The 25598-nt window shown below is 72.5% G+C and carries 25 protein-coding genes; 20 read left to right on the forward strand and 5 right to left on the reverse strand.

What is annotated here, in order from left to right; genetic code table 11:
- Window positions 1–10: 10 nt before the first annotated feature.
- Genes AB0R04_RS10735 through AB0R04_RS10745 form a run of 3 tightly spaced genes read left to right on the forward strand, consistent with a single transcriptional unit; the run spans window position 11 to window position 3874 of the window.
- Window positions 11–1990, forward strand: coding sequence for a long-chain fatty acid--CoA ligase (locus AB0R04_RS10735; protein ID WP_363369924.1), 1980 nt, complete (start codon window positions 11–13; stop codon window positions 1988–1990).
- Window positions 1991–2048: 58 nt separating this feature from the next.
- Window positions 2049–3278, forward strand: a complete 1230-nt coding sequence (hemW, locus tag AB0R04_RS10740; protein ID WP_363369926.1) for a radical SAM family heme chaperone HemW — start codon at window positions 2049–2051, stop codon at window positions 3276–3278.
- A 41-nt stretch (window positions 3279–3319) separates the two neighbouring features.
- Window positions 3320–3874, forward strand: coding sequence for a Uma2 family endonuclease (locus AB0R04_RS10745; RefSeq protein WP_363369928.1), 555 nt, complete (start codon window positions 3320–3322; stop codon window positions 3872–3874).
- A 3-nt stretch (window positions 3875–3877) separates the two neighbouring features.
- Here AB0R04_RS10745 and AB0R04_RS10750 read toward each other — a convergent pair whose 3' ends face one another.
- The 3 genes from AB0R04_RS10750 to htpX all read right to left on the reverse strand — a co-directional run bounded on the left by AB0R04_RS10750 (window position 3878) and on the right by htpX (window position 6307).
- Window positions 3878–4705, reverse strand: a complete 828-nt coding sequence (locus tag AB0R04_RS10750) for a DUF3097 domain-containing protein (RefSeq protein WP_063347526.1) — start codon at window positions 4703–4705, stop codon at window positions 3878–3880.
- 24 nt (window positions 4706–4729) lie between these two features.
- Window positions 4730–5314 (reverse strand): hypothetical protein, encoded by a 585-nt coding sequence (locus AB0R04_RS10755; RefSeq protein ID WP_363369929.1) that lies wholly within the window; start codon window positions 5312–5314, stop codon window positions 4730–4732.
- 72 nt (window positions 5315–5386) lie between these two features.
- Window positions 5387–6307, reverse strand: a complete 921-nt coding sequence (gene htpX, locus AB0R04_RS10760; RefSeq protein WP_063347524.1) for a zinc metalloprotease HtpX — start codon at window positions 6305–6307, stop codon at window positions 5387–5389.
- Window positions 6308–6570: 263 nt separating this feature from the next.
- Here htpX and hrcA point away from each other — a divergent pair, with 263 nt between their 5' ends.
- The 14 genes from hrcA to era all read left to right on the forward strand — a co-directional run bounded on the left by hrcA (window position 6571) and on the right by era (window position 20054).
- Entirely contained in the window at window positions 6571–7605 is a 1035-nt protein-coding gene (gene hrcA / locus AB0R04_RS10765) for a heat-inducible transcriptional repressor HrcA (RefSeq protein WP_063347523.1), read from the forward strand.
- Window positions 7606–7681: 76 nt separating this feature from the next.
- On the forward strand, window positions 7682–8821 hold the full coding sequence (gene dnaJ, locus AB0R04_RS10770; RefSeq protein ID WP_363369932.1) for a molecular chaperone DnaJ: 1140 nt from the start codon (window positions 7682–7684) through the stop codon (window positions 8819–8821).
- A 112-nt stretch (window positions 8822–8933) separates the two neighbouring features.
- Window positions 8934–9683 (forward strand): 16S rRNA (uracil(1498)-N(3))-methyltransferase, encoded by a 750-nt coding sequence (locus tag AB0R04_RS10775; protein WP_363369934.1) that lies wholly within the window; start codon window positions 8934–8936, stop codon window positions 9681–9683.
- A gap of 72 nt (window positions 9684–9755) precedes the next feature.
- Window positions 9756–12992, forward strand: a complete 3237-nt coding sequence (locus AB0R04_RS10780; protein ID WP_363369936.1) for a PDZ domain-containing protein — start codon at window positions 9756–9758, stop codon at window positions 12990–12992.
- A 122-nt stretch (window positions 12993–13114) separates the two neighbouring features.
- Window positions 13115–13468, forward strand: coding sequence for a histidine triad nucleotide-binding protein (locus AB0R04_RS10785; protein ID WP_363369938.1), 354 nt, complete (start codon window positions 13115–13117; stop codon window positions 13466–13468).
- A 5-nt stretch (window positions 13469–13473) separates the two neighbouring features.
- Complete coding sequence (locus tag AB0R04_RS10790) at window positions 13474–14397, forward strand: ribonuclease Z (RefSeq protein ID WP_063347519.1); 924 nt, start codon at window positions 13474–13476, stop codon at window positions 14395–14397.
- A 278-nt stretch (window positions 14398–14675) separates the two neighbouring features.
- A complete protein-coding gene (locus tag AB0R04_RS10795; protein WP_244293611.1) occupies window positions 14676–15692 on the forward strand; it encodes a PhoH family protein in 1017 nt (338 codons plus the stop codon).
- Between the two features lie 14 nt (window positions 15693–15706).
- A complete protein-coding gene (gene ybeY / locus AB0R04_RS10800) occupies window positions 15707–16201 on the forward strand; it encodes an rRNA maturation RNase YbeY (RefSeq protein WP_063347517.1) in 495 nt (164 codons plus the stop codon).
- 19 nt (window positions 16202–16220) lie between these two features.
- Window positions 16221–17546 (forward strand): hemolysin family protein, encoded by a 1326-nt coding sequence (locus tag AB0R04_RS10805; RefSeq protein WP_063347516.1) that lies wholly within the window; start codon window positions 16221–16223, stop codon window positions 17544–17546.
- 33 nt (window positions 17547–17579) lie between these two features.
- Window positions 17580–17816: a hypothetical protein gene (locus tag AB0R04_RS10810; RefSeq protein ID WP_063351092.1), complete on the forward strand. Its 237-nt coding sequence runs from the start codon at window positions 17580–17582 to the stop codon at window positions 17814–17816.
- 18 nt (window positions 17817–17834) lie between these two features.
- Window positions 17835–18380, forward strand: a complete 546-nt coding sequence (locus AB0R04_RS10815; protein ID WP_063347515.1) for a DUF4383 domain-containing protein — start codon at window positions 17835–17837, stop codon at window positions 18378–18380.
- A 31-nt stretch (window positions 18381–18411) separates the two neighbouring features.
- Window positions 18412–18765: a hypothetical protein gene (locus AB0R04_RS10820; RefSeq protein WP_063351091.1), complete on the forward strand. Its 354-nt coding sequence runs from the start codon at window positions 18412–18414 to the stop codon at window positions 18763–18765.
- A gap of 141 nt (window positions 18766–18906) precedes the next feature.
- Window positions 18907–19065, forward strand: a complete 159-nt coding sequence (locus tag AB0R04_RS10825; protein ID WP_159398424.1) for a hypothetical protein — start codon at window positions 18907–18909, stop codon at window positions 19063–19065.
- Between the two features lie 59 nt (window positions 19066–19124).
- Window positions 19125–20054, forward strand: a complete 930-nt coding sequence (era, locus tag AB0R04_RS10830; protein ID WP_063347514.1) for a GTPase Era — start codon at window positions 19125–19127, stop codon at window positions 20052–20054.
- A gap of 75 nt (window positions 20055–20129) precedes the next feature.
- Here the strand turns inward: era and AB0R04_RS10835 are convergent, their stop codons facing one another.
- Window positions 20130–20396: a protealysin inhibitor emfourin gene (locus AB0R04_RS10835; protein WP_063351090.1), complete on the reverse strand. Its 267-nt coding sequence runs from the start codon at window positions 20394–20396 to the stop codon at window positions 20130–20132.
- Between the two features lie 136 nt (window positions 20397–20532).
- Window positions 20533–21555, reverse strand: a complete 1023-nt coding sequence (locus AB0R04_RS10840; protein ID WP_363369943.1) for a M4 family metallopeptidase — start codon at window positions 21553–21555, stop codon at window positions 20533–20535.
- Window positions 21556–21885: 330 nt separating this feature from the next.
- Between AB0R04_RS10840 and leuA the strand changes: the two genes are divergently transcribed.
- From leuA to recO, 3 genes are all read left to right on the forward strand, one after another.
- The gene (leuA, locus tag AB0R04_RS10845; protein WP_363369945.1) at window positions 21886–23682 is read left to right on the forward strand and encodes a 2-isopropylmalate synthase; all 1797 of its coding nucleotides are present in this window, start codon (window positions 21886–21888) and stop codon (window positions 23680–23682) included.
- 360 nt (window positions 23683–24042) lie between these two features.
- Window positions 24043–24585: a TerB family tellurite resistance protein gene (locus AB0R04_RS10850; protein WP_244293348.1), complete on the forward strand. Its 543-nt coding sequence runs from the start codon at window positions 24043–24045 to the stop codon at window positions 24583–24585.
- A gap of 262 nt (window positions 24586–24847) precedes the next feature.
- On the forward strand, window positions 24848–25594 hold the full coding sequence (gene recO / locus AB0R04_RS10855) for a DNA repair protein RecO (protein ID WP_063347510.1): 747 nt from the start codon (window positions 24848–24850) through the stop codon (window positions 25592–25594).
- Window positions 25595–25598 lie beyond the last annotated feature (4 nt).

A 25598-nucleotide genomic window follows, 5' to 3' on the forward strand; every position in this document is an offset into this window, starting at 1 on the left:
GAGGTCCTCGTTGAGTTCCGCGCAGTCCCTGATCGACTCCGGCAGTGCCGACTTGGTCGCCGGGCGTCCCGCCTCCGTCGCCCACCTCTTCCTGGAGCGGGTCGCCGCCACCCCGAACGCCGAGGCCTACCGCTACCCGGCCCCGGTCGACGAGCATGCCGCGGACAGTGCCCCCGGCGCCGAGCAGTGGCGCTCGCTGACCTGGGCGCAGACCGCGGCCCGGGTCAAGGCGGTGGCCGCCGGGCTGATGGCGCTCGGCATCCAGCCGGAGGACCGGGTGGCGCTCGCCTCCTCCACCCGGCTCGAATGGATCATCGCCGACCTCGGGAACATGTGCGCGGGTGCCGCCACCACGACCGTCTATCCCAGCACCAACGCCGACGAGACCGCGTTCATCCTCTCCAACTCCGGTTCCAGGGCGCTGTTCGCGGAGAACTCCGCCCAACTCGCCAAGGCCGTCGACCAGCTCGGACAGCTGCCCGAGCTGCGGACCGTCATCCTCTTCGACGCCGCCGAGGCCGACGCCGCCGGGAGTGACGCCGCCGAGGCGGGCGCCCCAGAGGCCAGTACCCCCGAGGCCGAGGGCCTGAACGCCCTCACCGTGCTCACTCTCGCCGAGCTGGAGCAGCGCGGCGCCGAGTACCTGGAGCAGCACCCGGACGCGGTCGAGAAGACCGTCGCCGCGCTCGACAAGGAGCAGCTGGCCACCCTCATCTACACCTCCGGCACCACCGGCCGCCCCAAGGGCGTGCGCCTGGTGCACGACTGCTGGGCGTACGAGGCCCGGGCCCAGGAGGCCAGCGGGCTGCTGCGCTCCGACGACGTCCAGTTCATGTGGCTGCCGCTGTCGCACGTGTTCGGCAAGACGCTGATCTCCGGCCAGATCGCCACCGGCCACGTGATGGCCGTGGACGGCCGGGTCGACCGGATCATCCACAACCTGCCGGTCATCCGGCCGACCGTGATGGCCTCGGCGCCGCGCATCTTCGAGAAGGTCTACAACGGCATCGCCGGCCGGGCCCGGGCCGAGGGCGGCGCCAAGTACAAGATCTTCCGGTGGGCCGCCAAGGTCGCCCGCGAGCACGCCCGCGCCGTCCAGGAGAGCCGGATCGCCACCGGTGCCGGCACCGCCCCGCTGGGCCTCAGGCTCCAGCACGGCCTGGCCGACAAGCTGGTCTACGCCAAGATCCGCGCGGCCTTCGGCGGCCGGCTGCGCGGCGCCGTCTCCGGCAGCGCCGCGCTCGCGCCCGAGATCGGCTACTTCTTCCTCGGCGCCGGCGTGCCGATCCTGGAGGGCTACGGCCTCAGCGAGACCAGCGCCGGCTCCTGCGTCAACCGTGAGGAGGACATCCGGATCGGCACCGTGGGCCGCCCGCTGCCCGGCACCGAGGTCCGGATCGCCGAGGACGGCGAGATCCTGCTGCGCGGCCCCGGCGTCATGCGCGGCTACCACGACCTGCCCGAGAAGACCGCCGAGGTGCTGGAGGCCGACGGCTGGTTCCACACCGAGGACATCGGCGAGCTCGGCCCCGACGGCTTCCTGCGGATAACCGACCGCAAGAAGGACCTGTTCAAGACCTCCGGCGGCAAGTACGTCGCGCCCAGCGAGGTCGAGGGCAGGTTCAAGGCGGTCTGCCCGTTCGTCAGCAACATCCTCGTGATCGGCAACGGCCGCAACTTCTGCACCGCGCTGATCGGCCTGGACGAGGCGGTCATCATGCCGTGGGCCGCCGAGCACGGGCTGAAGGGCAAGTCCTACGCTGAGGTGACGGCCGACCCGCAGGTGCACCAGCTGATCGAGGGCTTCGTCAAGCGGCTCAACGCCGACCTCCAGCGCTGGCAGACGATCAAGAAGTTCCACCTGCTGCCGCGCGATCTCGACATCGAGCACGGCGAGCTCACCCCGAGCCTGAAGATCAAGCGCCCGGTGGTCGAGCGGACCTACGCGGACGCCGTCACCGCGATGTACGCGGGCGCCAACGAGGCCTGATCGGCCCCGCCCCCGTACGGCTCACCGGTTCGGGTGAGCCGTACGGGACAATGGGGTCATGCCCTCCGCACTCCCCGACGGCGAACCGGTGCCGTCCGACGGTTCCCTGCCCGCATCCGCCCGCACCGGTCTCGGGCAGCGGCCGTTCGGCTTCTACCTGCACGTGCCCTATTGCGCCAGCCGCTGCGGCTACTGCGACTTCAACACCTACACCGCCACCGAGCTGCGCTCCTCCGGGGCGGTCGCCTCCCAGGAGACCTACGCGGACAACGTGGTCGCCGAGATCCGGCTGGCCCGCCAGGTCCTCGGCCCGGTCGACCTGCCGGTGCAGACCGTCTTCCTCGGCGGCGGCACCCCCACCCTGCTGCCCGCCCGCGACCTGGTGAAGATGCTCGCCGCGCTGCGCGAGGAGTTCGGGCTCGCCGACGGCGCCGAGGTCACCACCGAGGCCAACCCGGAGTCCGTCGACCCGGCCTACCTGGCCGAACTGCGCGAGGGCGGCTACAACCGGATCTCCTTCGGCATGCAGAGCGCCCGCCCGCACGTCCTGAAGCTGCTCGACCGCCACCACACCCCGGGCCGTCCCGAGGCCTGCGTCGCCGAGGCCCGCGCCGCCGGCTTCGACCACGTCAACCTGGACCTCATCTACGGCACCCCCGGCGAGTCCGACGACGACTGGCGCGCCTCCCTGGACGCCGCCATCGGCGCCGGGCCCGACCACGTCTCCGCGTACTCCCTGATCGTCGAGGACGGCACCAAGCTCGCCGCCCGGGTCAAGCGCGGCGAACTGCCGATGATCGACGACGACGTGCACGCCGACCGCTACCTCATCGCCGAACAGGCGCTCAGCGCCGCCGGCTACACCTGGTACGAGGTCTCCAACTGGGCCACCACCCCCGAGGGCCGCTGCCGCCACAACGAGCTGTACTGGACCGGCGCCGACTGGTGGGGCGCCGGCCCGGGCGCGCACAGCCACGTCGGCGGCGTCCGCTGGTGGAACGCCAAGCACCCCGCCGCCTACGCCCAGGCCCTCGCCGAGGGCCGCACCCCCGCCCTGGGCCGCGAGGTGCTCGCCGAGGAGGACCGCCGGGTCGAGCGCATCCTGCTGGAACTGCGCCTCGCCGAGGGCATCCCGCTCACCCTCCTCACCGACACCGGCCGCCACGCCGCCGCCCGCCACCTCGCCGACGGCCTCCTCGCCGCCGAGCCGTACGCCGGGGGCCGCGCCGTCCTCACCCTCCAGGGCCGCCTGCTCGCCGACGCGGTCGTACGTGACCTGGTGGACTGACATTCGCTAGCGTGGACGTCAGCCGTCGGAGGGAGCGCGCGATGACCGCCATCGATGACCGGATGGCCGGGATCTTCGAGAACCTGGAGGTGCCGGAAGGCGTCAAGGCCGAGCTCATCAGGGGGGAAATCGTGATGACGGCCGGGCCGGACCTGGTCCACAACCTCATCATCGAGTGCATCGTGGATCAGGTCCCGAGGGCTCTCTGGCATCGGTTGCAGACCCAGGACCTGGCCTTCGCGCACGAGGCCAGCGAGCCGCAGCCCGATCTGGTGGTGATCGAGCGGGGCGCGGTGGAAGCCCCCGGACGGTTGGTCCCGGCGCCTGCGGTGACCATGGTCGTCGAGGTGGTGTCGAAGACCAGCGTCTATCGCGACTACCACGTCAAGCGGGAGATGTACGCGGGCGGGACCATCAAGGCCTATCTGATCGTCAACCCCTTCAAGGGCGAGTGTCGGCTGCTCACCGAACCCGACACCGCTACCACGTCGGGCGTCCCGGACTACGCGGTCGGGCAGCCCTTCAAGTTCGGCGACCCCATCCGGGTCGACGTCCTGGGCGTGACGCTGGACACAGGTGAGTTCGGAACGCTCTGACAGTCACTCCGGAATCGTCACGAAGTCGATCAACTCCTCGACCTTGCCCAACAGTTCCGGCTCCAGGTCCTTGTAGCTGTCCACCGTGGAGAGGATCCGCTTCCAGGCGGCGGGGGTGTTCACCGGCCAGCCGAGGCGGCGGCAGACGCCCTCCTTCCACTCCTCGCCGCGGGGGACGGCGGGCCAGCCGGGGATACCGACGGAGGCGGGCTTCACGGCCTGCCAGATGTCGATGTAGGGGTGGCCGACGACCAGGACGGCGTCGCCGGTGACCTGGGCGGCGATGCGGTGCTCCTTGGTGCCGGGGAGCAGGTGGTCGACCAGGACGCCGAGGCGCCGGCCCGGGCCGGGGGCGAAGTCGGCGACGATCGCGGGCAGGTCGTCCACGCCCTCCAGGTACTCGACGACCACGCCCTCGATCCGCAGGTCGTCGCCCCAGACCCGCTCGACCAGTTCGGCGTCGTGCCGGCCCTCGACGTAGATCCGCGACTCGCGGGCGACCCGGGCCCGGGCGCCGGGGACGGCGACCGAGCCGGAGGCGGTGCGGCCCGGCGTGCGGGAGGGGGCGGGGCCGGCCGGGCGCACCAGGGTGACTGTCCGGCCCTCCAGCAGGAAGCCGCGCGGCACCAGCGGGAACACCCGGAGCTTGCCGAAGCGGTCCTCCAGGGTGACGGTGAAGCCCTCGGCGGTCTTCTCGCAGCGCACCACCGCGCCGCAGAAGCCGGTGGCGGCCTCCTCCACCACCAGGTCCCGTTCGGCGGTCACCTCCGGGGCGGGCTGCTGCTTCTTCCACGGCGGGGTCAGGTCGGGTCCGTACTGGCGGCTGTGCATGAAAGCGACTATACGGACGGACCGTCAGAGGCCCGGCGCGCCCCAGACCGGGAACCAGCGGCTGAGGTCCTTCTCCAGCCGCAGGTCGTTCCCGAGCGTCGCGTTGACCTGGAGTTCCAGCGGGCTGTTGCGCCGCTCCCCGCCGCCGGGCATCGGGGCGAAGGGGTAGAAGGTGCCGCGTTTGTAGAGGTAGACCAGGGCCAGTGACTGCCCGTCCGGGTTGCGGAAGCCGACCAGCGAGCAGAGCAGCTGCGGCCCGAAGCCGTTCGCCTCCAGCTCGCTGTTGACCGCGTGCAGGTCGTTGACCAGGTCCGGCAGTTCCTCGGGGGTGTGCCGGGCGAGCAGCCAGGAGTAGCCGTAGCCGTCCTTGGAGGCCTCGACCGGGACGCCGCCGCGCTCGGTGTCGGCGTCGAGCAGCGCCCGCACCTGTTGTTCGACCTGGCCGAAGGCCGCGCCCTCGACGGCGGCGAAGCAGACCGAGCCGAGCCCGGTGGGGGTGAACCCGGCCGCGGCCTCCAGGGTGAGGGCGGCGGACGGGACGCCGAACAGCTGGTCGAGGTCGGGCTTGACGGGCTTGGTGCGCCCGAACAGGGTGTCCAGGATTCCCACGGCGGTCCTTTCGGGGGAGGGAGTCGGGAGGAGCCAGGAGGGGGGGCGGGAGGGCCGCAGGGGGCCGGGGCCTCAGCGGCCGAGCTGCTCGGAGATCTTCGCCAGCTCCGCGAGCCGCTTCTCCAGCGTCGGGTGGGTGGAGAACAGCTGCGAGGCGGTCTCCCGGGCGCTCAGCGCGGGGGCGAAGTAGAAGGCGTTGTAGGGCTGCGCCTGGCGCAGGTCCTTGCTGGGGATGGCGGCGATCTGGCCGGTGACCTTGGTGAGCGCGGAGGCGAGGGCGCTGGGCCGGCCGGTGAGCTGGGCGGCGGCGCGGTCGGCGGCGAGTTCCCGGTAGCGGGACAGGAGCCGGGTGAGCAGGAAGCTGATGGCGTAGACGACCATCGACACCAGCGGGATGATCAGGGCGACGATGGCCGCGTTCTGGTCGTTGTTGTTGCGGTTGCCGCCCATGAACCCGCCGTACATGGCGATCCGGGTCATGGCCCCGGCGAGGACGCCGAGGAAGCCGGCGATGGTCATCACCGCGACGTCCCGGTGGGCGACGTGGGACAGCTCGTGGGCGAGGACGCCCTCCAGTTCCTCGGGCTCCAGCCGGCGCAGCAGGCCGGTGGTGACGCACACCACGGCGTTCTGTGGGTTGCGGCCGGTGGCGAAGGCGTTCGGCATGTCGTTGTCGGCGACCGCCACCCGGGGTTTGGGCATGTCGGCCAGCGCGCAGAGCCGGTCGATGGTGCCGTGCAGTTGCGGGTACTGCTCAGGGGTCACCTGGTGGGCGCCCATCGCCCGTTCGGTGATCTTGTCGCTGAACCAGAACTGGGCCACGAACAGCCCGCCGGAGATCAGGACGATCAGTGGCCAGGCGCCGCGCAGCAGCACGATCAGCAGACCGGTGAAACCGACGTACAGCAGCCCGATCACGAACATCGTCACGACCATGCGGCCGGTCAGGCCGCGGTCGGGCGCGAAACGGGTGTGCTGGCCCGAGCTCGACATTGCTTGCTCCTCCATTCGCCGTCGTCTTCGATGCTGCCACCCGGACGGCCCTGCGGCACCACCCCCGCGCCGGGAACTGCGGGCAGGATCACTCCGGCCGGGCCGTTCCTGCCGTTGGGCCCGGGCCTTACACTGGCAGGTACGGTTTTGGCACTCGCAGGTTCAGAGTGCCAAAGCGGGTGCCGGAGCCGGGATCCTCCCGGAGCGGGCAGCAGCATGCGTGACACGAACGGACAACGTGCGAAGACGGAGGTGTGTGCCCCATGGCCGGTGAGGTTCGCCAGCTGGACGACCGCAAGCTCGCCGTGCTCCGCGCGATCGTCCAGGACTACGTGGGCACCGAGGAGCCGGTCGGCTCCAAGGCCCTGGTGGAGCGGCACAACCTCGGAGTCTCCCCGGCGACCGTGCGCAACGACATGGCGGCGCTGGAGGAGGAGGGCTACATCCACCAGCCGCACACCAGCGCCGGGCGCATCCCCACCGACAAGGGGTACCGCCTGTTCGTCGACAAGCTCGCCGAGGTCAAGCCGATGAGCGCCCCCGAGCGCCGGGCGATCCGGCACTTCCTGGACGGCGCCGTCGACCTGGACGACGTGGTCATGCGGACGGTGCGGCTGCTCGCCCAGCTCACCCGGCAGGTCGCGGTGGTGCAGTACCCCTCGCTGTCGCGGTCCACCGTCCGGCACATCGAGCTGGTGGCGCTGGCCCCGACCAAGGTGATGCTGGTCCTGATCACCAACACCGGCCGGGTCGAGCAGCGGATGGTCGACTGCCCGGGCCCGGTCGGCGAGACGGTCCTGGCGGACCTGCGGGCCCGGATCAACGCGCGGGCCGTCGGCCAGCGGCTGCCGGACGTGCCGGGGTTCCTGGAGGAGCTCCCGGCGGGTTTCGAGCCGCCGGACCGCCCGACCGTCAGCACGGTCCTGGCGACGCTGTTCGAAGCGCTCGCCGAGCAGAACGAGGAGCGGATCATGCTGGCCGGCACGGCCAACCTGACCCGCTTCGGGCACGACTTCCCCCTGACCATCCAGCCGGTGCTGGAAGCCCTGGAGGAGCAGGTCGTCCTGCTCCGTCTCCTGGGTGAGACGGCGGACGCCGCGATGACGGTCCGGATCGGGCGGGAGATCGCCTACGAGGGGCTGAATTCCACCTCGGTGGTGTCGGTCGGTTACGGTTCGGGCGACGAGAGCGTGGCCAAACTGGGTGTGATCGGTCCGACCCGGATGGACTATCCGGGCACAATGGGGGCGGTGCGTGCGGTGGCGCGGTACGTGGGCCAGATCCTGGCCGAGTCGTAGCACAGGCCGCCGTCGGAACCTCTGACGGCGGTGTCCAGTCGCAGCACTACTACAGGCGGAACAAGCGGAGCATTTGGTGGCCACGGACTACTACGCGGTACTCGGCGTCCGACGGGATGCGGGGCAGGACGAGATCAAGAAGGCCTTCCGACGCCTGGCACGCGAACTGCACCCGGACGTCAACCCGGACCCGAAGACGCAGGAGCGGTTCAAGGAGATCAACGCCGCTTACGAGGTGCTCTCCGATCCGCAGAAGCGCCAGGTCTACGACCTCGGCGGTGACCCGCTCTCGCCGGGCGGCGGGGGCGCGGGCGGCTTCGGCGCGGGGGCGGCCGGATTCGGCTTCTCCGACATCATGGACGCCTTCTTCGGCGCCGCGGCCGGCCAGCGCGGCCCGCGCTCGCGCACCCGCCGCGGCCAGGACGCCATGATCCGGCTGGAGATCACCCTGGAGGAGGCCGCCTTCGGCACCACCAAGGAACTCCAGGTCGACACGGCCGTCACCTGCACCACGTGCAGCGGTGAGGGCGCGGCCCCCGGCACCTCCGCGCAGACCTGCGACATGTGTCGCGGCAGGGGCGAGGTGTCCCAGGTCACCCGGTCGTTCCTGGGCCAGGTCATGACCTCCCGGCCGTGCCCGCAGTGCCAGGGCTTCGGCACCGTCGTGCCGACCCCGTGCCCGGAGTGCGCCGGCGACGGCAGGGTCCGCGCCCGGCGCACCCTGACGGTCAAGATCCCGGCCGGTGTCGACAACGGCACCCGGATCCAGCTGGCCGGCGAGGGCGAGGTCGGCCCCGGCGGCGGCCCGGCCGGCGATCTGTACGTCGAGATCGCCGAGACCAGCCACACCGTCTTCCAGCGGCGCGGGGACGATCTGCACTGCACCGTCACCATCCCGATGACGGCCGCGTCGCTCGGCACCCAGGTGCCGTTGCAGACCCTGGACGGGCTGGAGGAGCTCGACATCCGGCCCGGCACCCAGTCCGGCCAGTCGATCCCGCTGCACGGCCGCGGCATCACGCACCTGCGCGGCGGCGGCCGAGGCGACCTGATAGTGCATGTCGAGGTGCAGACGCCCACCAAGCTCGACCCCGAGCAGGAGGAGCTGCTGCGCCGGCTCGCGGTGCTGCGCGGCGAGGAGCGGCCGTCCGGCCAGTTCGCGCCGGGCCAGCAGGGCCTGTTCTCGCGCCTCAAGGACGCGTTCAACGGCCGCTAGGCCCTAGGCCGGGGCCGCTTGCTGGGCCCTGGCCGTCCGCGCGGGGGTGCCGGGTTCCGCCCGGCGCCCCTTTCGCGTTCCCGATCCGCCCCACCCCCCGGAGGTTCCCCGCATGACCGCCCCCGTCTTCGTCGTCGAGACCGAGCGGATCGCCGCCGCCGCGCCCGGCTCCGTGGTGCGCCTCGACGGGCCGGAGGGGCGGCACGCGGCCGCGGTGAAGCGGCTGGCGGCGGGCGAGGCGGTGACCCTCGCCGACGGGCTGGGCCTCGGGGTGGACGGAACGGTCGCCGCGGTGCTCGGCAAGGACGCGATCGACGTCACGGTGGCCGCCGTCCGCCGGGAGTCCGAGCCGGCGCCGCGGATCGTCGTCGTCCAGGCGCTGCCCAAGGGCGACCGCGGCGAGCTCGCGGTGGAGACCATGACCGAGGTCGGCGTGGACGTGATCGTCCCGTGGGCCGCCTCGCGCTGCATCACGCAGTGGAAGGGCGAGCGGGGCGCCAAGGCGCTGGCCAAGTGGCGGGCCACCGCCCGGGAGGCCGGCAAGCAGTCCCGCCGGCTGCGCTTCCCCGAGGTGCGCGAGCCGGCGACCACCCGGCAGCTGGCGCCGCTGCTGGCCCAGGCCGCGTTCGCCGCCGTGCTGCACGAGGAGGGCGCCGAGCCGCTGGCGCTGGCCGCGCTGCCCGCGGCCGGGGACGTGGTGCTGGTGGTCGGCCCGGAGGGCGGGGTCTCCCCGGAGGAGCTGGCCGCGTTCGCCGAGGCGGGCGCCGGGCCGTACCGGCTGGGCCCCTCGGTGCTGCGCACCTCCACCGCCGGGGTGGCCGCCGGCGCCCTGCTGCTGGGGCGCACCGGCCGCTGGTCGTAGCCGGCCCGCCCGTGCGGTCGGAGTCTGCCCGAACCGGCCCGCGCCGTGCGCGCGCGTGCCTACGCTGACCGCGTGACGGAACCCCTGAGCACCTCTGCGGGCGCCTACCTGCGCCACCCCCATCTGCACGGTGACCTGGTCACCTTCGTCGCCGAGGACGACGTCTGGCTGGCCCCGCTGGACGGTGGCCGGGCCTGGCGGCTGACGGCCGATCACCTGCCCGTCCGGCACCCCCGGTTCGCCCCCGACGGGCGGCACATCGCCTTCACCTCCACCCGGGACGGCGCGCCCGAGGTGCATGTGGTGCCGGTGGACGGCGGGCCGTCCCGGCGGCTCACCCACTGGGGCAGCGAGCAGACCGAGGTGCGGGGCTGGACGGCCGACGGGCGCCCGATCGCCCTCACCACCGCCGGTGAGGCGACCCTGCGCCGCAGCTGGGCGCACGCCGTGCCGCTGGACGGCGGCGAGTCGGTGCGGCTGCCGTACGGGCCGGTCGGCGGGCTCGCCTTCGAGCCGGGCGGCGACCGCGTGCTGCTGGGCACCGTCAACAACCGCGAGCCGGCCTGGTGGAAGCGCTACCGGGGCGGCCGGGCGGGCAAGTTGTGGATCGGGCGGGACGAATTCGTCCGCGTCCACGAGGAGTTGGACGGCCAGCTCGACTCGCCGCTGTGGGTGGGGGAGCGGATCGCCTTCCTCTCCGACCACGAGGGCGTCGGCGAGCTCTACTCCAGCCTCCCGGACGGCTCCGACCTGCGCCGCCACACCACCGACCCGGACGGCTTCTACGCCCGCAACGCCGGCACCGACGGCACCCGGGCGGTGTTCCACCGGGCCGGCGACGTCTGGCTGCTGGACGACCTGGCGGGAGCCGCGCCCCGCCGCCTCGACATCCGGCTGGCCGGCCCGCGCAGCGGCCGCCGCCCCCGCCCGGTGCACGCCGCGCACTGGCTGGAGTCCGCCGCCCCCGACCGCACCGGCCGGGCCGGCGCCGTGGTGGTGCGCGGCGACGTGCACTGGCTGACCCACCGCGAGGGCCCGGCTCGGGTGCTGGACGAGACCCCGGGGGTGCGCGGGCGGCTGGCCCGGGTGGTGCCGGGCGAGGACGGCACCCAGGGCGTGCTGTGGGTGTCCGACGCCGAGGGCGAGGACGCCCTGGAGTTCGCCCCCGACGCCCGGGGCGCCGAGCGCCGCCGGCTGGCCGCCGGGCGGATCGGCCGGGTCAACTCCCTGGCGGTGTCCCCGGACGGCAAGCAGGCCGCGCTCGGCGTGCACGACGGCCGGGTCCTGCTGGTCGCGCTCGCCGACGGCACCGTGCACGAGCTGGACCGCAGCGCCGACGGCGAGGTCGGCGGGCTGGCCTTCAGCCCGGACTCGGCCTGGCTGGCCTGGTCGCGGCCGGTGCACCGGCTGGGCCCGTACTCGCTGCGCCAGATCGTGCTGGCCGACCTGGCGACCCGGACGGTCGGCGAGGTCACCCAGGAGCGCTTCATCGACACCTCGCCGGCCTTCACCGCGGACGGCCGCTACCTGGCGTTCCTGTCGGTGCGCAACTTCGACCCGGTCTACGACTCGCACGTCTTCGACCTGTCGTTCCCCAACGGCTGCCGCCCGTACCTGATCACGTTGGCCGCCGACACGCCGTCCCCGTTCGGGCCGCAGCGGGCCGGGCGCCCGCTCGGCGGGGAGGAGGACGAGCCGCGCGGCAGGAAGGCGGACGGCGAGGAGGCCGCCGGCGACGCCGCGCCGGTGACCAGGGTCGACCTGGACGGCATCGCGGACCGGATCGTCCCGTTCCCGGTCGAGGGCGGCCGGTTCGACGCGCTCAGGGCCGCCAAGGACGGCGTGCTGTGGACCCGCGCCCCGTTGCTCGGCGAACTCGGCGACGAGGCGGCCTCGCCCGAGGACGAGCGGCCCCGGCCGGTGCTGGAGCGCTTCGACCTGAAGAAGCGCCGCGTCGAGCAACTGGTGCACGGCGTGGACGGCTTCGCGGTCAGCGGGGACGGCACCCGGGTGGCCGTGCTGGACGGGAGCGAGCTGCGGATCGTCCCGGCCGAGCACAAGGCGGGCGGCGAGGACGACGAGGTGGGCGTCGACCTGACCCGGCTGCGGGTCACCGTCGACCCGGCCGCCGAGTGGCGGCAGATGTACGCCGAGAACGGCCGCCTGATGCGCGACAACTACTGGCGCCCCGACCTCGGCGGCGTCGACTGGGCCGGCGTGCTGGACCGCTACCGGCCGCTCGTGGAACGCCTCGGCTCGCACGACGACCTGGTCGACCTGCTCTGGGAGGTGCACGGCGAACTCGGCACCTCGCACGCCTACGTCGTCCCGTACGGCCGGTACACCGAGCCCGCCCGGCGCCAGGGCCTGCTCGGCGCGGACCTCGCCAGGGACGGCGACCGGTGGCGGATCGCCCGCATCCTGCCCGGCGAGTCCTCCGACCCCCGGGCCCGCTCGCCGCTGGCCGCGCCCGGCGCCGCGATCCGCCCGGGCGACGCGGTCCTCGCCGTCAACGGCCGCCCGGTGGACCCGGTCACCGGCCCGGCCCCGCTGCTGGCCGGCACCGCCGGGCAGCCGGTCGAGCTGACCGTGGCCGGCAAGGACGGCACCGACCAGCGCCACCCGGTGGTCGTCCCGATCGCCGACGAGGAGCCGCTGCGCTACCACGACTGGGTGGCCGGGCGGCGGGCCGCGGTGCGCGAGCTGTCCGGCGGCCGGCTCGGCTACCTGCACATCCCCGACATGCAGTCGGCCGGCTGGGCCCAGATCCACCGTGACCTGGCCGTGGAGCTGGCCAGGGACGGCGTGATCGTCGACGTCCGGGAGAACCGCGGCGGCCACACCTCGCAGCTGGTGATCGAGAAGCTCGCCCGCCGGATCGTCGGCTGGAACGCCATCCGGGACACCGACCACCCGGTGCCCTACCCCCTCGACGCCCCGCGCGGGCCGGTCGTCGCGCTCGCCAACGAGTTCTCCGGCTCGGACGGCGACGTCGTCAACGCCGTCATCCAGACGCTCGGCATCGGCCCGGTGGTCGGCACCCGCACCTGGGGCGGGGTGATCGGCATCGACAGCCGCTACCACCTGGTCGACGGCACCCTGGTCACCCAGCCCAAGTACGCGTACTGGCTGGAGAACTACGGCTGGGGCGTGGAGAACCACGGCGTCGACCCGGACGTCGAGGTGCCGATGGCCCCGCACCAGTGGGCCGCCGGCGAGGACCCGCAGCTGGCCGAGGGCGTGCGGATCGCCCTCGCCGCGCTCGCCGCGGCCCCGCCCCGCACGGCCCCGCCGATGCCCTGGGCGTAGGGCGCGCCTCCGTCGCCCCGGCGGCGGGCGGGAGAGCAGCCGAACGGGAGGTCGGCCCGGCCGACTTCCCGCTAGGCTGCGCCCGTACGGCCCCAGACCAGACACGAACCGAGGAGAAGCCGATGGCCGGCGAGCCGCAGCCCGACTGCCTGTTCTGCAAGATCGTGGCGGGCGAGATCCCGGCGACGGTGGTGCGCAAGACCGAGCGCGTCCTCGCCTTCCGCGACATCGCCCCCAAGGCGCCGTTGCACGTCCTGGTCATCCCGCACGTCCACTACCCGAACGCCGCCGAGCTGGCCGCCGCCGAGCCGGAGATCGCCGGTGAACTCCTCGCCGAGGCGGGCGCGGTGGCCAGGGACGAGGGCGTCGAGGACTACCGGCTGATCTTCAACACCGGGGCCGGCGCCGGCCAGACCATCTTCCACGCCCACGTCCACGTGCTCGGCGGCAAGCCGATGACCGAGAGCATGGTCTGACCTACGTGTCACAGCGCGAACTCGTCGTCCTCGGCACCGCCAGCCAGGTGCCCACCCGGCACCGCAACCACAACGGCTACCTGCTCCGCTGGGACGGCGAGGGCCTGCTGTTCGACCCCGGCGAGGGCACCCAGCGGCAGATGCTGCTGGCCGGCGTCTCGGCCACCCAGATCACCCGGATCGCCGTCACGCACTTCCACGGCGACCACTGCCTGGGCCTCGCCGGGGTGATCCAGCGGATCAACCTGGACCGCGTCCCGCACCCGGTGGACGTCTACTTCCCGGCCTCCGGCGAGGTCTACTTCGAGCGGCTGCGGCACGCCACCGCCTACCACGAGACGGCCGTCCTGCGGCCCCGGCCGATCGACGAGCCGGGCCCGCTGCCCGCGCCCGGCGCCCGCTTCGCGCTGGACGCCGTGCGGCTGTCCCACCCCGTGGAGTCCTTCGGCTACCGGCTGTCCGAGCCGGACGGCCGCCGCCTGGTGCCCGAACGCCTCGCCGCGCTGGGCGTCTTCGGCCCCGCGGTCGGCCGCCTCCAGCACGAGGGGGCGATCGAGGCGGACGGCCGGCGGGTCACCCTGGAGGAGGTCAGCGAGCCCCGGCCGGGCCAGCGCTTCGCCTTCGTGATGGACACCCGGCTCTGCGACGGCGTGTACGAACTCGCCGAGGGCGCCGACCTGTTGGTCGCCGAGTCGACCTTCACCGACGCCGACTCCCGGCTCGCCGAGGAGCACGGCCACCTCACCGCCGGGCAGGCCGCCAAGGCCGCCGCCGAGGCCGGCGTGCGCACCCTGGTGCTGACCCACTTCTCCCAGCGCTACCCGGACCTCGGCCAGCACCTGGCCGACGCCCGCAAGCACTTCGACGGCGAGCTGGTGCTCGCCGCCGACCTCGCCCGGGTGCCCGTCCCCGTCCGGCGTCAGCCGTGAACCCGGCCCGCACCCCGTGAAAAGCGCTCGCGCCGCCCCCCGATCTGCCGCAGCATCGTCGGGTGCGGCCCCGCCGCCCGCCGCGGCGACCACGTGCGCGGCGTACCCTGGTGCCCCGGAGAGACCGATCGGCACACGACACCACGGATGGGATGAGGCAGGCCCAGCGCCGACCTATGAGTGACACATCGCAGACCCGTACGAACGGACAGTCGCGCCCCGAACCGGCCGACGACGGTCGCGTCAGCGCCCGGATCGTCATCCCCGAGAAGCACCCGATGGTCACCCTGCTCGGCACGGCGGACTCGCTGCTGCGCGTGATCGAGCAGGGCTTCCCCGCCGCCGACATCCACGTCCGCGGCAACGAGGTGACCGCCACCGGAGCGCGCGCCGAGGTCGCCCTCGTGCAGCGGCTCTTCACCGAGATGATGCTGGTGCTGCGCACCGGCCAGCCCTTGACGGAGGATTCCGTGGAGCGCTCCATCGCCATGCTCCGCGGTGCCGCGGAGGACCCGGACAGCCCGGCGCCGTCCAAGGTGTTCACCGCGAACATCCTGTCCAACCGGGGCCGCACGATCCGCCCCAAGACCCTCAACCAGCAGCGCTACGTCGAGGCGATCGACAAGCACACGATCGTCTTCGGCCTCGGCCCGGCCGGCACCGGCAAGACCTACCTCGCGATGGCCAAGGCCGTCCAGGCCCTCCAGGCCAAGGAGGTCAACCGGATCATCCTGACCCGCCCGGCCGTCGAGGCGGGGGAGCGGCTGGGCTTCCTGCCCGGCACCCTCTACGAGAAGATCGACCCGTACCTGCGCCCGCTGTACGACGCGCTGCACGACATGATGGACCCGGACTCCATCCCGCGCCTGATGGCGGCCGGCACCATCGAGGTCGCGCCGCTGGCGTACATGCGCGGCCGCACCCTCAACGACGCCTTCATCATCCTGGACGAGGCCCAGAACACCTCGCCCGAGCAGATGAAGATGTTCCTCACCCGCCTCGGTTTCAACTCCCGGGTGGTGGTCACCGGCGACACCAGCCAGATCGACCTCCCGGGCGGCACCCGCAGCGGCCTCAAGGTCGTCCAGGACATCCTGGCCGACGTGCCCGACATCCACTTCTCCGTCCTCACCAGCACCGACGTGGTCCGCCACAAGCTGGTCGGCCGGATCGTGGACGCCTACGAACGCTGGGACGCCAAGCAGGAGGCCGAGGAGAACCCCTCGCCCGCCCGCAAGCCGGCCCAGCGGCGCGGCTCCCGCGCACCCCGTCAGTCCCATCGCACCGAAAGCTGAGTACGCAGCCCGTCATGTCGATCGACATCGCCAACGAGTCCGGTTGGGACGCCGATGAGGAAGCCATCCTCGACGTCGCCCGCTTCGCCCTGGACAAGATGCGGATCCACCCGCAGTCCGAACTGTCCGTGATCCTGGTGGACGGAGCGGCGATGGAGGAGCTGCACATCCAGTGGATGGACCTCCCCGGCCCCACCGACGTGATGTCCTTCCCCATGGACGAGCTGCGCCCCGGCAAGGAGGGCGAGGAGCTGCCGCAGGGCCTGCTCGGCGACATCGTGCTCTGCCCGGAGGTCGCCGAGCAGCAGGGCAAGGCGGCCCCCTCCAAGCACTCGATGGACGAGGAGCTCCAACTGCTCACCGTCCACGGGGTGCTGCACGTCCTCGGGTACGACCACGAGGAGCCCGAGGAGGAGGAGGAGATGTTCGCCCTCCAGAAGCGCATCCTGGACGACTGGCGGGCGGGCCGGGGCCTCGGTGGTCTCTCCCCGGCCCCCACCACCCACTGAGCGCGGAGCCCGAACCCCTGTGAGTGGTGAAAGTACGAGCTTCATCCTCGGTGCCGTGCTCCTCGTCGTCCTCGGCTGGCTGGCCGCGTGCGCCGAGGCGGGCATCTCCCGGGTCTCCCGGTTCCGGGCGGAGGAGGCCGTGCGGGCCGGGCGGCGCGGCTCGGCCCGGCTGCTGACCGTCGCCTCCGACCCGATCCGCTACCTCAACCTGGCGACCCTGATCCGGGTGGCCAGCGAGATGGCGGCGGCCGTCCTGGTCACCGTGGTGTGCGTGCGCAACGTGGAGCCGATCTGGCAGGCCGTGCTGCTGGCGTTCGGCGTGATGGTGCTGGTGTCCTTCGTCGCGGTGGGGGTCTCGCCGCGCACGATCGGGCGCCAGCACCCGCTCACCACCGCGACCGCCGCCTCCTTCGTGCTGCTGCCGCTGGCCGCGGTGCTCGGCCCGATCCCGCGGCTGCTGATCCTGCTCGGCAACGCGCTGACCCCGGGCAAGGGCTACCGGGAGGGGCCGTTCGCCTCCGAGGCCGAACTGCGGGCGCTGGTCGACCTCGCCGAGAAGGACGACCTGATCGAGGACGAGGAGCGCCGGATGGTGCACTCGGTCTTCGAGCTGGGCGACACCATCGTCCGCGAGGTGATGGTGCCGCGCACCGACCTGGTGATGATCGAGCGGCACAAGACCGTCCGGCAGGCGCTCACCCTGGCGCTGCGCTCGGGCTTCTCGCGGATCCCCGTGGTCGGGGACAGCGAGGACGACGTGGTCGGCATCGTCTACCTGAAGGACCTGGTCCGGCGCACCCACATCAACCGGGAGGCGGAGTCCGAGGAGGTCGGCGCGGTGATGCGCCCGGCCGTCTTCGTACCGGACTCCAAGCCGGCCGGCGACCTGCTGCGCGAGATGCAGCAGCGCCGCTCGCACGTGGCGATCGTGATCGACGAGTACGGCGGCACGGCCGGCCTGGTCACCATCGAGGACGTCCTGGAGGAGATCGTCGGCGAGATCACCGACGAGTACGACCGGGAGATCGCGCCGGTGGAGGACCTCGGCGACGGCTCGTACCGGATCACCGCCCGGCTGCTGGTGGAGGACCTGGGCGAGCTCTTCGGCATCGAGCTGGAGGACGAGGACGTCGAGACCGTCGGCGGCCTGCTGGCCAAGCACCTCGGCCGGGTGCCGATCCCCGGCTCGGCCTGCGAGATCCCGCTGCCCGAGCCCGCCGGCACCGGGCTGACCGGCATCCTGCTGACCGCCGAGTCCTCGGCCGGGCGCCGCAACCGGATCGGCTCGATGGTCGCGACCCCGGTCCGCAAGGCCGCGGAGGCCGGGGCGGAGCCCGGCGAGTAGCGGTCGCGCCCCGGCGGAGCGACCATGGACAGCATGACGCATCAACTTCGCGCGGAGTACGGCCCGCAGGGTGCGACCGGCGGGGTCAAGGTCTGGCACGTGGTGCGCGACGGCGACCCCGCGACGGCGCTCTGCGGCCGCAGCCTGGCCGACGACGCCGAGACGCGGCCCGAGCAGGAGTGGGGCACCGGGCTGCGCTGCTGCCAGCAGTGCGGTTCGCTCTACATGCACGAGGTGCCGCACATGCAGGGGAGCCATCCCTACAGCTAGGCCGTGGTGGAGGTCGCCATGAAGCTGCAAGACGAACTGCCCGTGAACAGCCGGCTCGCCACGGTGTGGCGGATCGGGGCGGGGCTCGGGGGGATCTTCCTGATCGTGTTCGGGTGCCTGGGGCTGGCCGATCACCCGGGCTTCCTCGCCACCCACGGTGACCGGATCACCGGGCTGTCGACCAACGGGGCGCTGAGCATCCTGTCCATCGTGGCGGGCGCGATCCTGGTGGCGGGGGCGGTGGTCGGCGGCAACTTCGCGTCCAACCTGAACATGGTGGTCGGCGTGCTGTTCGTCCTGTCCGGCTTCTACGGCCTGGCGGTGCTCGGGCGGCCGGACGCCAACATCCTGAACTTCCGGATGTCGAACGTGCTGTTCGCCTTCATCTTCGGGGTGATCCTGACGACCTTCGGGATGTACGGCCGGGTGAGCAGCCACCTGCCGCACGACAACCCGTTCTGGCGCGAGCGCACGGAGCACGAGACGGCGCGGCCGTCCGGGCCGAAGACCTTCGTCAAGGTCCTCAACCCGAACCCCGGTCCGACCCACCCGGTCGGCCACTGAGCGGCCGCGGGGGCGGCCTATGCTCGGCGGCATGAGTGACATCGTCGAGCTCGACCCCGAAGACAAGAAGATCATCACCCTGGCCCGCTCGGCCCGCGCCCGCAACGGCGTCGCCGAGGGGGCCGCGGTGCGTGACGAGACCGGCCGGACGTACGTGGCCGGGACGGTCGCGCTGGAGTCGCTGCGGCTGAGCGCGCTGCAGACGGCGGTGGCGATGGCGGTGGCCAGCGGTGCGAAGTCGCTGGAGGCGGCGGCCGTGGTGAGCGAGGCGGAGCAGCCGGCCGAGGCCGACCTGGCGGCCGTCCGGGACCTCGGCGGGGCCGGGACGCCCGTGCTGCTGGCCGGTGTGGACGGGACGCTGCGGGTGGCGGCCGAGGCCCGCTGAGGGCTGCTGGGGCCCGCCAGGGCCTGCTCAGGGCCCGCTGTGGCCTGCCGTGGCGGGCGATGGCGGCGGCCTGGCGAACACCTGCCCGAACCGAGCGGATAGTCTCACCGGGGGAGTGAACTCGGTGAGGGGGCTGGGCACATGGGGGCGGTGGCGTTCTTCGCCGGGCTGCTGCTGTTCGTGATGGGGATGGGCAAGTGGCAGGAGACCGGCTCGCCGTACTGGCTCTGGGGTTCGGTCGCCTTCCTGGTCCTGTTGGTGGTGATGTCGGTGGTTTCGCGGGGCGGTCGCAAGGGCTGATCGGGCGGTGCGGGCGGGCCCGGGCAGCGCGACTCCGGTGATCAGGGAGAATGGAGCACATGAGTGCCCCTTCCTCCTCGTACCGCTCCGGCTTCGCGTGCTTCGTCGGCCGACCCAACGCGGGCAAGTCGACCCTGACCAACGCTCTGGTGGGGACGAAGGTCGCGATCACCTCCGACCGCCCGCAGACCACCCGGCACACCGTGCGCGGCATCGTGCACCGCCCGGACTCCCAGCTCGTCCTGGTCGACACCCCCGGCCTGCACAAGCCGCGCACCCTGCTCGGCGAGCGCCTCAACGACCTGGTCCGCAGCACCTGGGCCGAGGTCGACGTGATCGGCTTCTGCCTGCCCGCCGACCAGAAGCTCGGCCCCGGCGACAAGTTCATCGCCAAGGAACTCGCCGAGGTCAAGAAGACCCCCAAGGTCGCCATCGTCACCAAGACCGACCTGGTCGACTCCAAGCGGCTCGCCGAGCAGCTGATCGCCATCCACCAGCTCGGTGAGGAACTCGGCATCGAGTGGGCCGAGATCATCCCGGTCTCGGCCGTCGGCGACAAGCAGGTGGAACTGGTCGGCGACCTGATCACCAAGCTGCTGCCGGAGGGCATGCCGCTCTACCCGGACGGCGACCTCACCGACGAGCCCGAGCAGATCATGGTCGCGGAGCTGATCCGCGAGGCCGCCCTGGAGGGCGTCCGGGACGAGCTGCCGCACTCGCTGGCCGTCGTGGTCGAGGAGATGCTCCCGCGCGAGGGCCGCCCGGCGGACCGCCCGCTGCTGGACATCCACGCCAACGTCTACATCGAGCGGCAGAGCCAGAAGGCGATCGTCATCGGCGCCAAGGGCGCGCGGCTCAAGCACGTCGGCACCACCGCCCGCAAGCACATCGAGGCGCTGCTCGGCACGCCGGTCTTCCTGGACCTGCACGTCAAGGTGGCCAAGGACTGGCAGCGCGACCCGAAGCAGCTGCGCAAGCTCGGCTTCTGAGCCCCGGCTCCCAGCGAAGGCCCGCCCGGATCTGTCGATCGGGCGGGCCTTCGGCGTGTCCGAGGGCCGGTGGGGCTACGCGCCCTCGCGCAGGACCAGCGACACCAGTTCGCGCTGCGAGTCGGTGAGCTTCGGGTCGGCGCAGTAGACCGTCCGGCCGTCGACGGTGATCTCGTAGTGGAAGCCGTCCGGCACCCCGTACGAGGGCGCCCGCAGCCCGCCCGCGACGGCCTCGCGGGCGAGCGCGTGGACGTGCGGGGCGTCCGTGCGGTCGACGGTGTCGAGTTCCGCATGGCGGACGATCCCCGCGAAGCCGCCGGTCCGGGTCACCTGGATACGCATGGTGTCCATGGTGCTACCAGGGGAGGGAGTTTGCCGGTCTTTTCCCGGACCGTGACCTTAAGCCCGGCTCAACCTGGTCTCAACCGGCCGTCGCCGGGGCCTTCATCGTGGCTGCCGGAGGGGCCGTCGGAGGGGTTCAGCCGGGGCTGACGCCCACCTGCGCCCAGGAGGCCGTCACGGTGTCCGCGACCGAGGACTGGCCGGGGTAGCGGGCCTTGGCGGCGGCCACGGTGGCCCGGGCGAAGGCGGTGAAGTCGGCGTCGGCGGCCAGCTGGTGGCCGGTCAGGGCGTCGTACCAGATCCGCCCGGCGCGGTCCCAGGCCTGGCCGCCGAGGGCGGTGGCCAGCAGGTAGAACGCGTGGTTGGGGATGCCGGAGTTGATGTGCACGCCGCCGTTGTCGTCGGTGGTGTCCACGTAGTCCCGCATGTGCGCGGGCTGCGGGTCCTTGCCGAGCCGGGGGTCGTCGTAGGCGGTGCCGGGGGCCTTCATCGAGCGCAGCGCCACGCCCTGGATGCCGGGGGCGAGCAGTCCGGCGCCGATCAGCCAGTCGGCGTGGGCGGCGTCCTGGCGCAGCGCGTACTGCTTGACCAGCGAGCCGAAGACGTCGGAGACCGACTCGTTGAGCGCGCCGGGCTGGTCCTGGTACTGCAGGCCGGCGGTGAACTGGGTGACGCCGTGGGTGAGTTCGTGGCCGATGACGTCGACGCAGGCGGTGAAGTCGCCGAAGATCTCGCCGTCGCCGTCGCCGAAGACCATCTGGTGGCCGTTCCAGAAGGCGTTGTCGTAGTCCTGGCCGTAGTGCACGGTGGCGTCCAGGCGCAGCCCCCGGTTGTCGATCGAGCGGCGGCCGAAGACGGTGGCGTACAGGGCGAAGGTGTCGCCGAGGCCGTCGTAGGCGTGGTTGACGGACTGGTCGGTGACCGGGGCCTGGCCCTCGGTGCGGACGGTGCGGCCGGGCAGCCGCTGGCTGTGGGCGGTGTCGGCGATCAGCCGGCTGGGGGTCGGGCCGGTGCTGACGGGCGGGGCAGGGGCGAGGCGGGCCGCGCGGTGCGCGGTGTCGAGCAGGAGGGAGCGGACGGCGGGTTCGTGACCGGCCTCGGCGAGGCGGTCCAGGACGTACGGCGGGACGATCGCGCAGATCGGAACTGCTGCAGTCATGTGGCCCAGGGTGAGGCCTCGATGACCGGTTGTCACCACTCTTGGCGTGACCGGTCGGTGTCTCAAGGGGTGGAACGGTGGCCCGGATCACTTCGGGGGCGCGCGGCCCTGGGTTACGCTGGGGCCATCATGCGCAACGGGCTGCTTCTTCTTAGCTGCCGCGTCGAGGGCCTGTAGTCCACAGGGCCGGCTCCCTCGCCGCGGGGATCGAGCTGTGCGCGTCATCCGGCGATCCAACGGAGGGTCGCGAGCGGCAGCTGCCGGCCAGTCGGTGTCGACCACCCCGACCCGCCCCCGCACCACGCATCACAGGAAGCCGAGAGTCATTCCATGACCGAGCAGAGCTCCGCCGCGCCCATCCCCGCCGGTCGCGCCTTCGTCGACCGTCCCACCCCGATCACCGCCGCGTCCGTACGCCAGCTGCCCTCCGGCATGCGGTACGGGCGCTACCTGCCGTTCGACACCGTCGACCTGCCGGACCGCACCTGGCCGAGCACGGTGATCACCAAGGCGCCGCGCTGGCTCTCCACCGACCTGCGGGACGGCAACCAGGCGCTGATCGACCCGATGTCCCCGGCCCGCAAGCGCAAGATGTTCGACCTGCTGGTCGCGATGGGCTACAAGGAGATCGAGGTCGGCTTCCCGTCCTCCGGCGCCACCGACCACGCCTTCGTGCGGTCGCTGATCGAGGAGGGGGCGATCCCCGAGGACGTCACCATCTCGGTGCTGACGCAGGCCCGCGAGGAGCTGATCGAGAAGACCGTCGAGTCGCTGGTCGGCGCCCCGCGCGCGACGGTCCACCTGTACAACGCGACGGCGCCGCTGTTCCGCCGGGTGGTGTTCCGCAACGACCGGGCCGCCACCAAGGCGATCGCCACCGACGGCACCCGGCTGGTGATGGAGTACGCCGAGAAGCTGCTGGGCGAGGAGACCGTCTTCGGCTACCAGTACTCGCCGGAGATCTTCGTGGACACCGAGCTGGACTTCGCGCTGGAGGTCTGCGAGGCGGTCATGGACGTCTGGCAGCCGGGCGAGGGCCGCGAGATCATCCTGAACCTGCCGGCCACCATCGAGCGGGCCACCCCGAACGTGCAGGCCGACCAGTTCGAGTGGATGTCGCGCAACCTGTCGCGCCGCGAGTTCGTCTGCCTGTCGGTGCACCCGCACAACGACCGCGGCACCGCCGTCGCCTCCGCCGAACTGGCCTACATGGCGGGCGCGGACCGCATCGAGGGCTGCCTGTTCGGCCAGGGCGAGCGGACGGGCAACGTCGACCTGGTGACCCTGGGCATGAACCTGTTCTCGCAGGGCATCGACCCGCAGATCGACTTCTCCGACATCGACGAGGTGCGCCGCACCGCCGAGTACTGCAACCAGATGGAGGTGCACCCGCGCCACCCGTACGCCGGCGACCTGGTGTACACCTCCTTCTCCGGCTCGCACCAGGACGCCATCAAGAAGGGCTTCGACGCCCTGGAGGCGGACGCGGCGGCGGCGGGCGTCCCGGTGGGGGAGCACACCTGGGGCGTGCCGTACCTGCCGATCGACCCGAAGGACGTCGGCCGCACCTACGAGGCGGTCATCCGGGTCAACAGCCAGTCCGGCAAGGGCGGTGTGGCGTACGTCCTGAAGAACGACCACAAGCTGGACCTGCCGCGCCGGATGCAGATCGAGTTCTCCCGGATCATCCAGGCCAAGACCGACGCCGAGGGCGGCGAGGTCACCCCGGCCGAGATCTGGCGGGTCTTCGAGGACGAGTACCTGCCGACCCCGGCCAACCCGTGGGGCCGGATCTCGCTGAGCGGTTCGCGCACCCTGACCACCGAGGACGGCCGGGACGCGCTGATCGCCGGCGCCCTGGTGGACTCGGTACCGGTGACCCTGACCGGTGTCGGCAACGGCCCGGTCTCCGCCTTCACGGACGCGCTGGCCCGGATCGGCCTGGACGTCCGCGTCCTGGACTACGCCGAGCACGCGCTGAGCGAGGGCGGCGACGCCCAGGCCGCCGCGTACGTCGAGTGCGCGGTGGACGGCAAGGTGCTGTGGGGCGTCGGCATCGACGCCAACACCGTGCTGGCCTCGCTGAAGGCGATCATCAGCGCCGTCAACCGGGCACAGCGCGGGTAGTTCGTACGAGTGAGATGTGGCGGGGCCGTCCTCCGGGGCGGCCCTTCGCCGCACCTGGGGCCAGTTGTGTCCTGCGCCACATTTTTTCGGGTCGGAAGCCGTTCGAGGTACTGACACGTGCCGGTAACCATGGCAACATCGATCCACCGGAAAGCCGGGTCGGTGGGACGGCCTCGGTGTCCGGTCGCGTGACCTGCCCATTGTTGTGCAGGCCGTCTGCCATGTCTGGGGAGTGGCGCCGTGACCAGGTTGTGGGGTGTTCGCCCGCGGTGGCGGACTGACGTTCTCGGTGACTTCTTCTGCCCGGGCTGTGGCGGGGACCGCAACTACCGCCGGCAGCACGGCCGGCGGTGGCTGCGGTTGCTGGGGACCCCGGTGGCCCCGCTCGGCCCGGTGATCGGCAGCGTGCAGTGCACCAGCTGCCACGGCCGCTACGGCGTCGAGAGCCTGGAACAGCCCACCTCCGTACGGCTCGGCGCGATGCTGCGGGACGCGCAGTACACCATCGCGCTCGCCCTGCTCGCGGCCGGCGGCACCGCGCACCGCGCGGCCCGCGAGTCGGCCTGCACGGCGGTGCGCGAGGCCGGGTTCGAGGACTGCGGCGAGGCCCAGGTACTGGCCGCGCTCGCCGCGCTGTCCGGGCTCGGCGGCGAACTCTACGACGCCCACGGGATGGCCGGCGGCCTGGCCGTGGAACTGCACGCGGTGCTCGAACCGCTCGCCCCGCACCTGGCCCACCAGGGCCGGGAGCGGCTGCTGCTGCAGGGCGCGGCGATCGCCCTGTCCGACGGGCGCTACCTGCCGCAGGAGCGCGAGGCGCTGGCCGCGGTCGGGCGCTGTCTGGATCTACCGCAGTCGCGGGTCGGGGCGCTGCTGGAGGCGGCGACCCGGGCTCCGTACTAGACCTCCTCCGCAGGACGGCACACCTCCTCCGCGGTAACCGGACCTCCCCCGCAGGACGGGACGTCCTCCGCAGTACCGGGCCCGCTCCGCAGTGCCGGGCCTGCCGCGCAACCCCCGAGCCATCTCCGATCCCCCACAAAACGGGCCCGAAATCCCCCTCCGGGCCCGCCGTGACCCGCACCGCTCGGTCCTCCCCCACGGACCCGGTGCGGGCAACACGGCTGTCGGCGGCCGGGGCGCGCCGTGGGGGAGAATGGTTCCCATGAGTCTTTTCCGGGACGACGGCGTCGTGCTGCGGGCGCAGAAGCTCGGCGAGGCCGATCGGATCATCACCCTGCTGACCCGGCACCACGGCAAGGTGCGGGCGGTGGCACGCGGGGTGCGCAAGACCAAGTCCAAGTTCGGCGCCCGGCTGGAGCCGTTCTCGCACGTGGACGTGCAGTTCTTCAGCCGGGGGAGTGAGCTGATCGGCCGTGGGTTGCCGCTGTGCACCCAGGTGGAGACGATCGCGCCGTACGGCGGGTCGATCGTCACCGACTACGGCCGCTACACCGCCGGGACGGCGATGCTGGAGACGGCCGAGCGGTTCGCCGAGAACGAGGGCGAACCGGCCGTCCAGCAGTACCTGCTGCTGGTGGGCGCCCTGCGCACGCTGGCGGCCGGGCTGCACGAGTCGCACCTGGTGATGGACGCCTTCCTGCTGCGCTCGCTCGCGGTGAACGGGTACGGCGCGAGCTTCACGGACTGCGCCAAATGCGGGCTGGAGGGGCCGAACCGTTTCTTCTCCCTTCCCGCAGGTGGGGTCCTCTGCCCGGACTGCCGAGTGCCCGGATGTGCCGTACCCTCCCCTGAGACACTGGTACTGCTCGGGGCGCTGCTGTCAGGGGACTGGCAGACGGCCGATTCCTGCGAGCCGAGGTACTGGCGGGAGGGCAGCGGCCTGGTCGCGGCCTATCTGCAGTGGCATTTGGAGCGGGGCATCCGCTCGATGAGATACGTGGAGAAGTGAGCAC

Origin of the sequence: Kitasatospora sp. NPDC056731 (assembly GCF_040687675.1) — a bacterium.
Lineage (GTDB): Bacteria > Actinomycetota > Actinomycetes > Streptomycetales > Streptomycetaceae > Kitasatospora.

Bases quoted from the DNA above. Each gene is read 5' to 3' on its own strand.
- AB0R04_RS10835 (WP_063351090.1), bottom strand. From the start codon at position 20,396: ATGCGTATCCAGGTGACCCGGACCGGCGGCTTCGCGGGGATCGTCCGC.
- ybeY (WP_063347517.1), top strand. From the start codon at position 15,707: ATGTCGATCGACATCGCCAACGAGTCCGGTTGGGACGCCGATGAGGAA.
- AB0R04_RS10825 (WP_159398424.1), top strand. From the start codon at position 18,907: ATGGGGGCGGTGGCGTTCTTCGCCGGGCTGCTGCTGTTCGTGATGGGG.
- AB0R04_RS10820 (WP_063351091.1), top strand. From the start codon at position 18,412: ATGAGTGACATCGTCGAGCTCGACCCCGAAGACAAGAAGATCATCACC.
- leuA (WP_363369945.1), top strand. From the start codon at position 21,886: ATGACCGAGCAGAGCTCCGCCGCGCCCATCCCCGCCGGTCGCGCCTTC.
- AB0R04_RS10750 (WP_063347526.1), bottom strand. From the start codon at position 4,705: ATGCACAGCCGCCAGTACGGACCCGACCTGACCCCGCCGTGGAAGAAG.
- AB0R04_RS10745 (WP_363369928.1), top strand. From the start codon at position 3,320: ATGACCGCCATCGATGACCGGATGGCCGGGATCTTCGAGAACCTGGAG.
- AB0R04_RS10815 (WP_063347515.1), top strand. From the start codon at position 17,835: ATGAAGCTGCAAGACGAACTGCCCGTGAACAGCCGGCTCGCCACGGTG.
- htpX (WP_063347524.1), bottom strand. From the start codon at position 6,307: ATGTCGAGCTCGGGCCAGCACACCCGTTTCGCGCCCGACCGCGGCCTG.
- AB0R04_RS10810 (WP_063351092.1), top strand. From the start codon at position 17,580: ATGACGCATCAACTTCGCGCGGAGTACGGCCCGCAGGGTGCGACCGGC.
- AB0R04_RS10785 (WP_363369938.1), top strand. From the start codon at position 13,115: ATGGCCGGCGAGCCGCAGCCCGACTGCCTGTTCTGCAAGATCGTGGCG.
- hrcA (WP_063347523.1), top strand. From the start codon at position 6,571: ATGGCCGGTGAGGTTCGCCAGCTGGACGACCGCAAGCTCGCCGTGCTC.
- AB0R04_RS10840 (WP_363369943.1), bottom strand. From the start codon at position 21,555: ATGACTGCAGCAGTTCCGATCTGCGCGATCGTCCCGCCGTACGTCCTG.
- AB0R04_RS10775 (WP_363369934.1), top strand. From the start codon at position 8,934: ATGACCGCCCCCGTCTTCGTCGTCGAGACCGAGCGGATCGCCGCCGCC.
- hemW (WP_363369926.1), top strand. From the start codon at position 2,049: ATGCCCTCCGCACTCCCCGACGGCGAACCGGTGCCGTCCGACGGTTCC.
- recO (WP_063347510.1), top strand. From the start codon at position 24,848: ATGAGTCTTTTCCGGGACGACGGCGTCGTGCTGCGGGCGCAGAAGCTC.
- AB0R04_RS10795 (WP_244293611.1), top strand. From the start codon at position 14,676: ATGGTCACCCTGCTCGGCACGGCGGACTCGCTGCTGCGCGTGATCGAG.
- era (WP_063347514.1), top strand. From the start codon at position 19,125: ATGAGTGCCCCTTCCTCCTCGTACCGCTCCGGCTTCGCGTGCTTCGTC.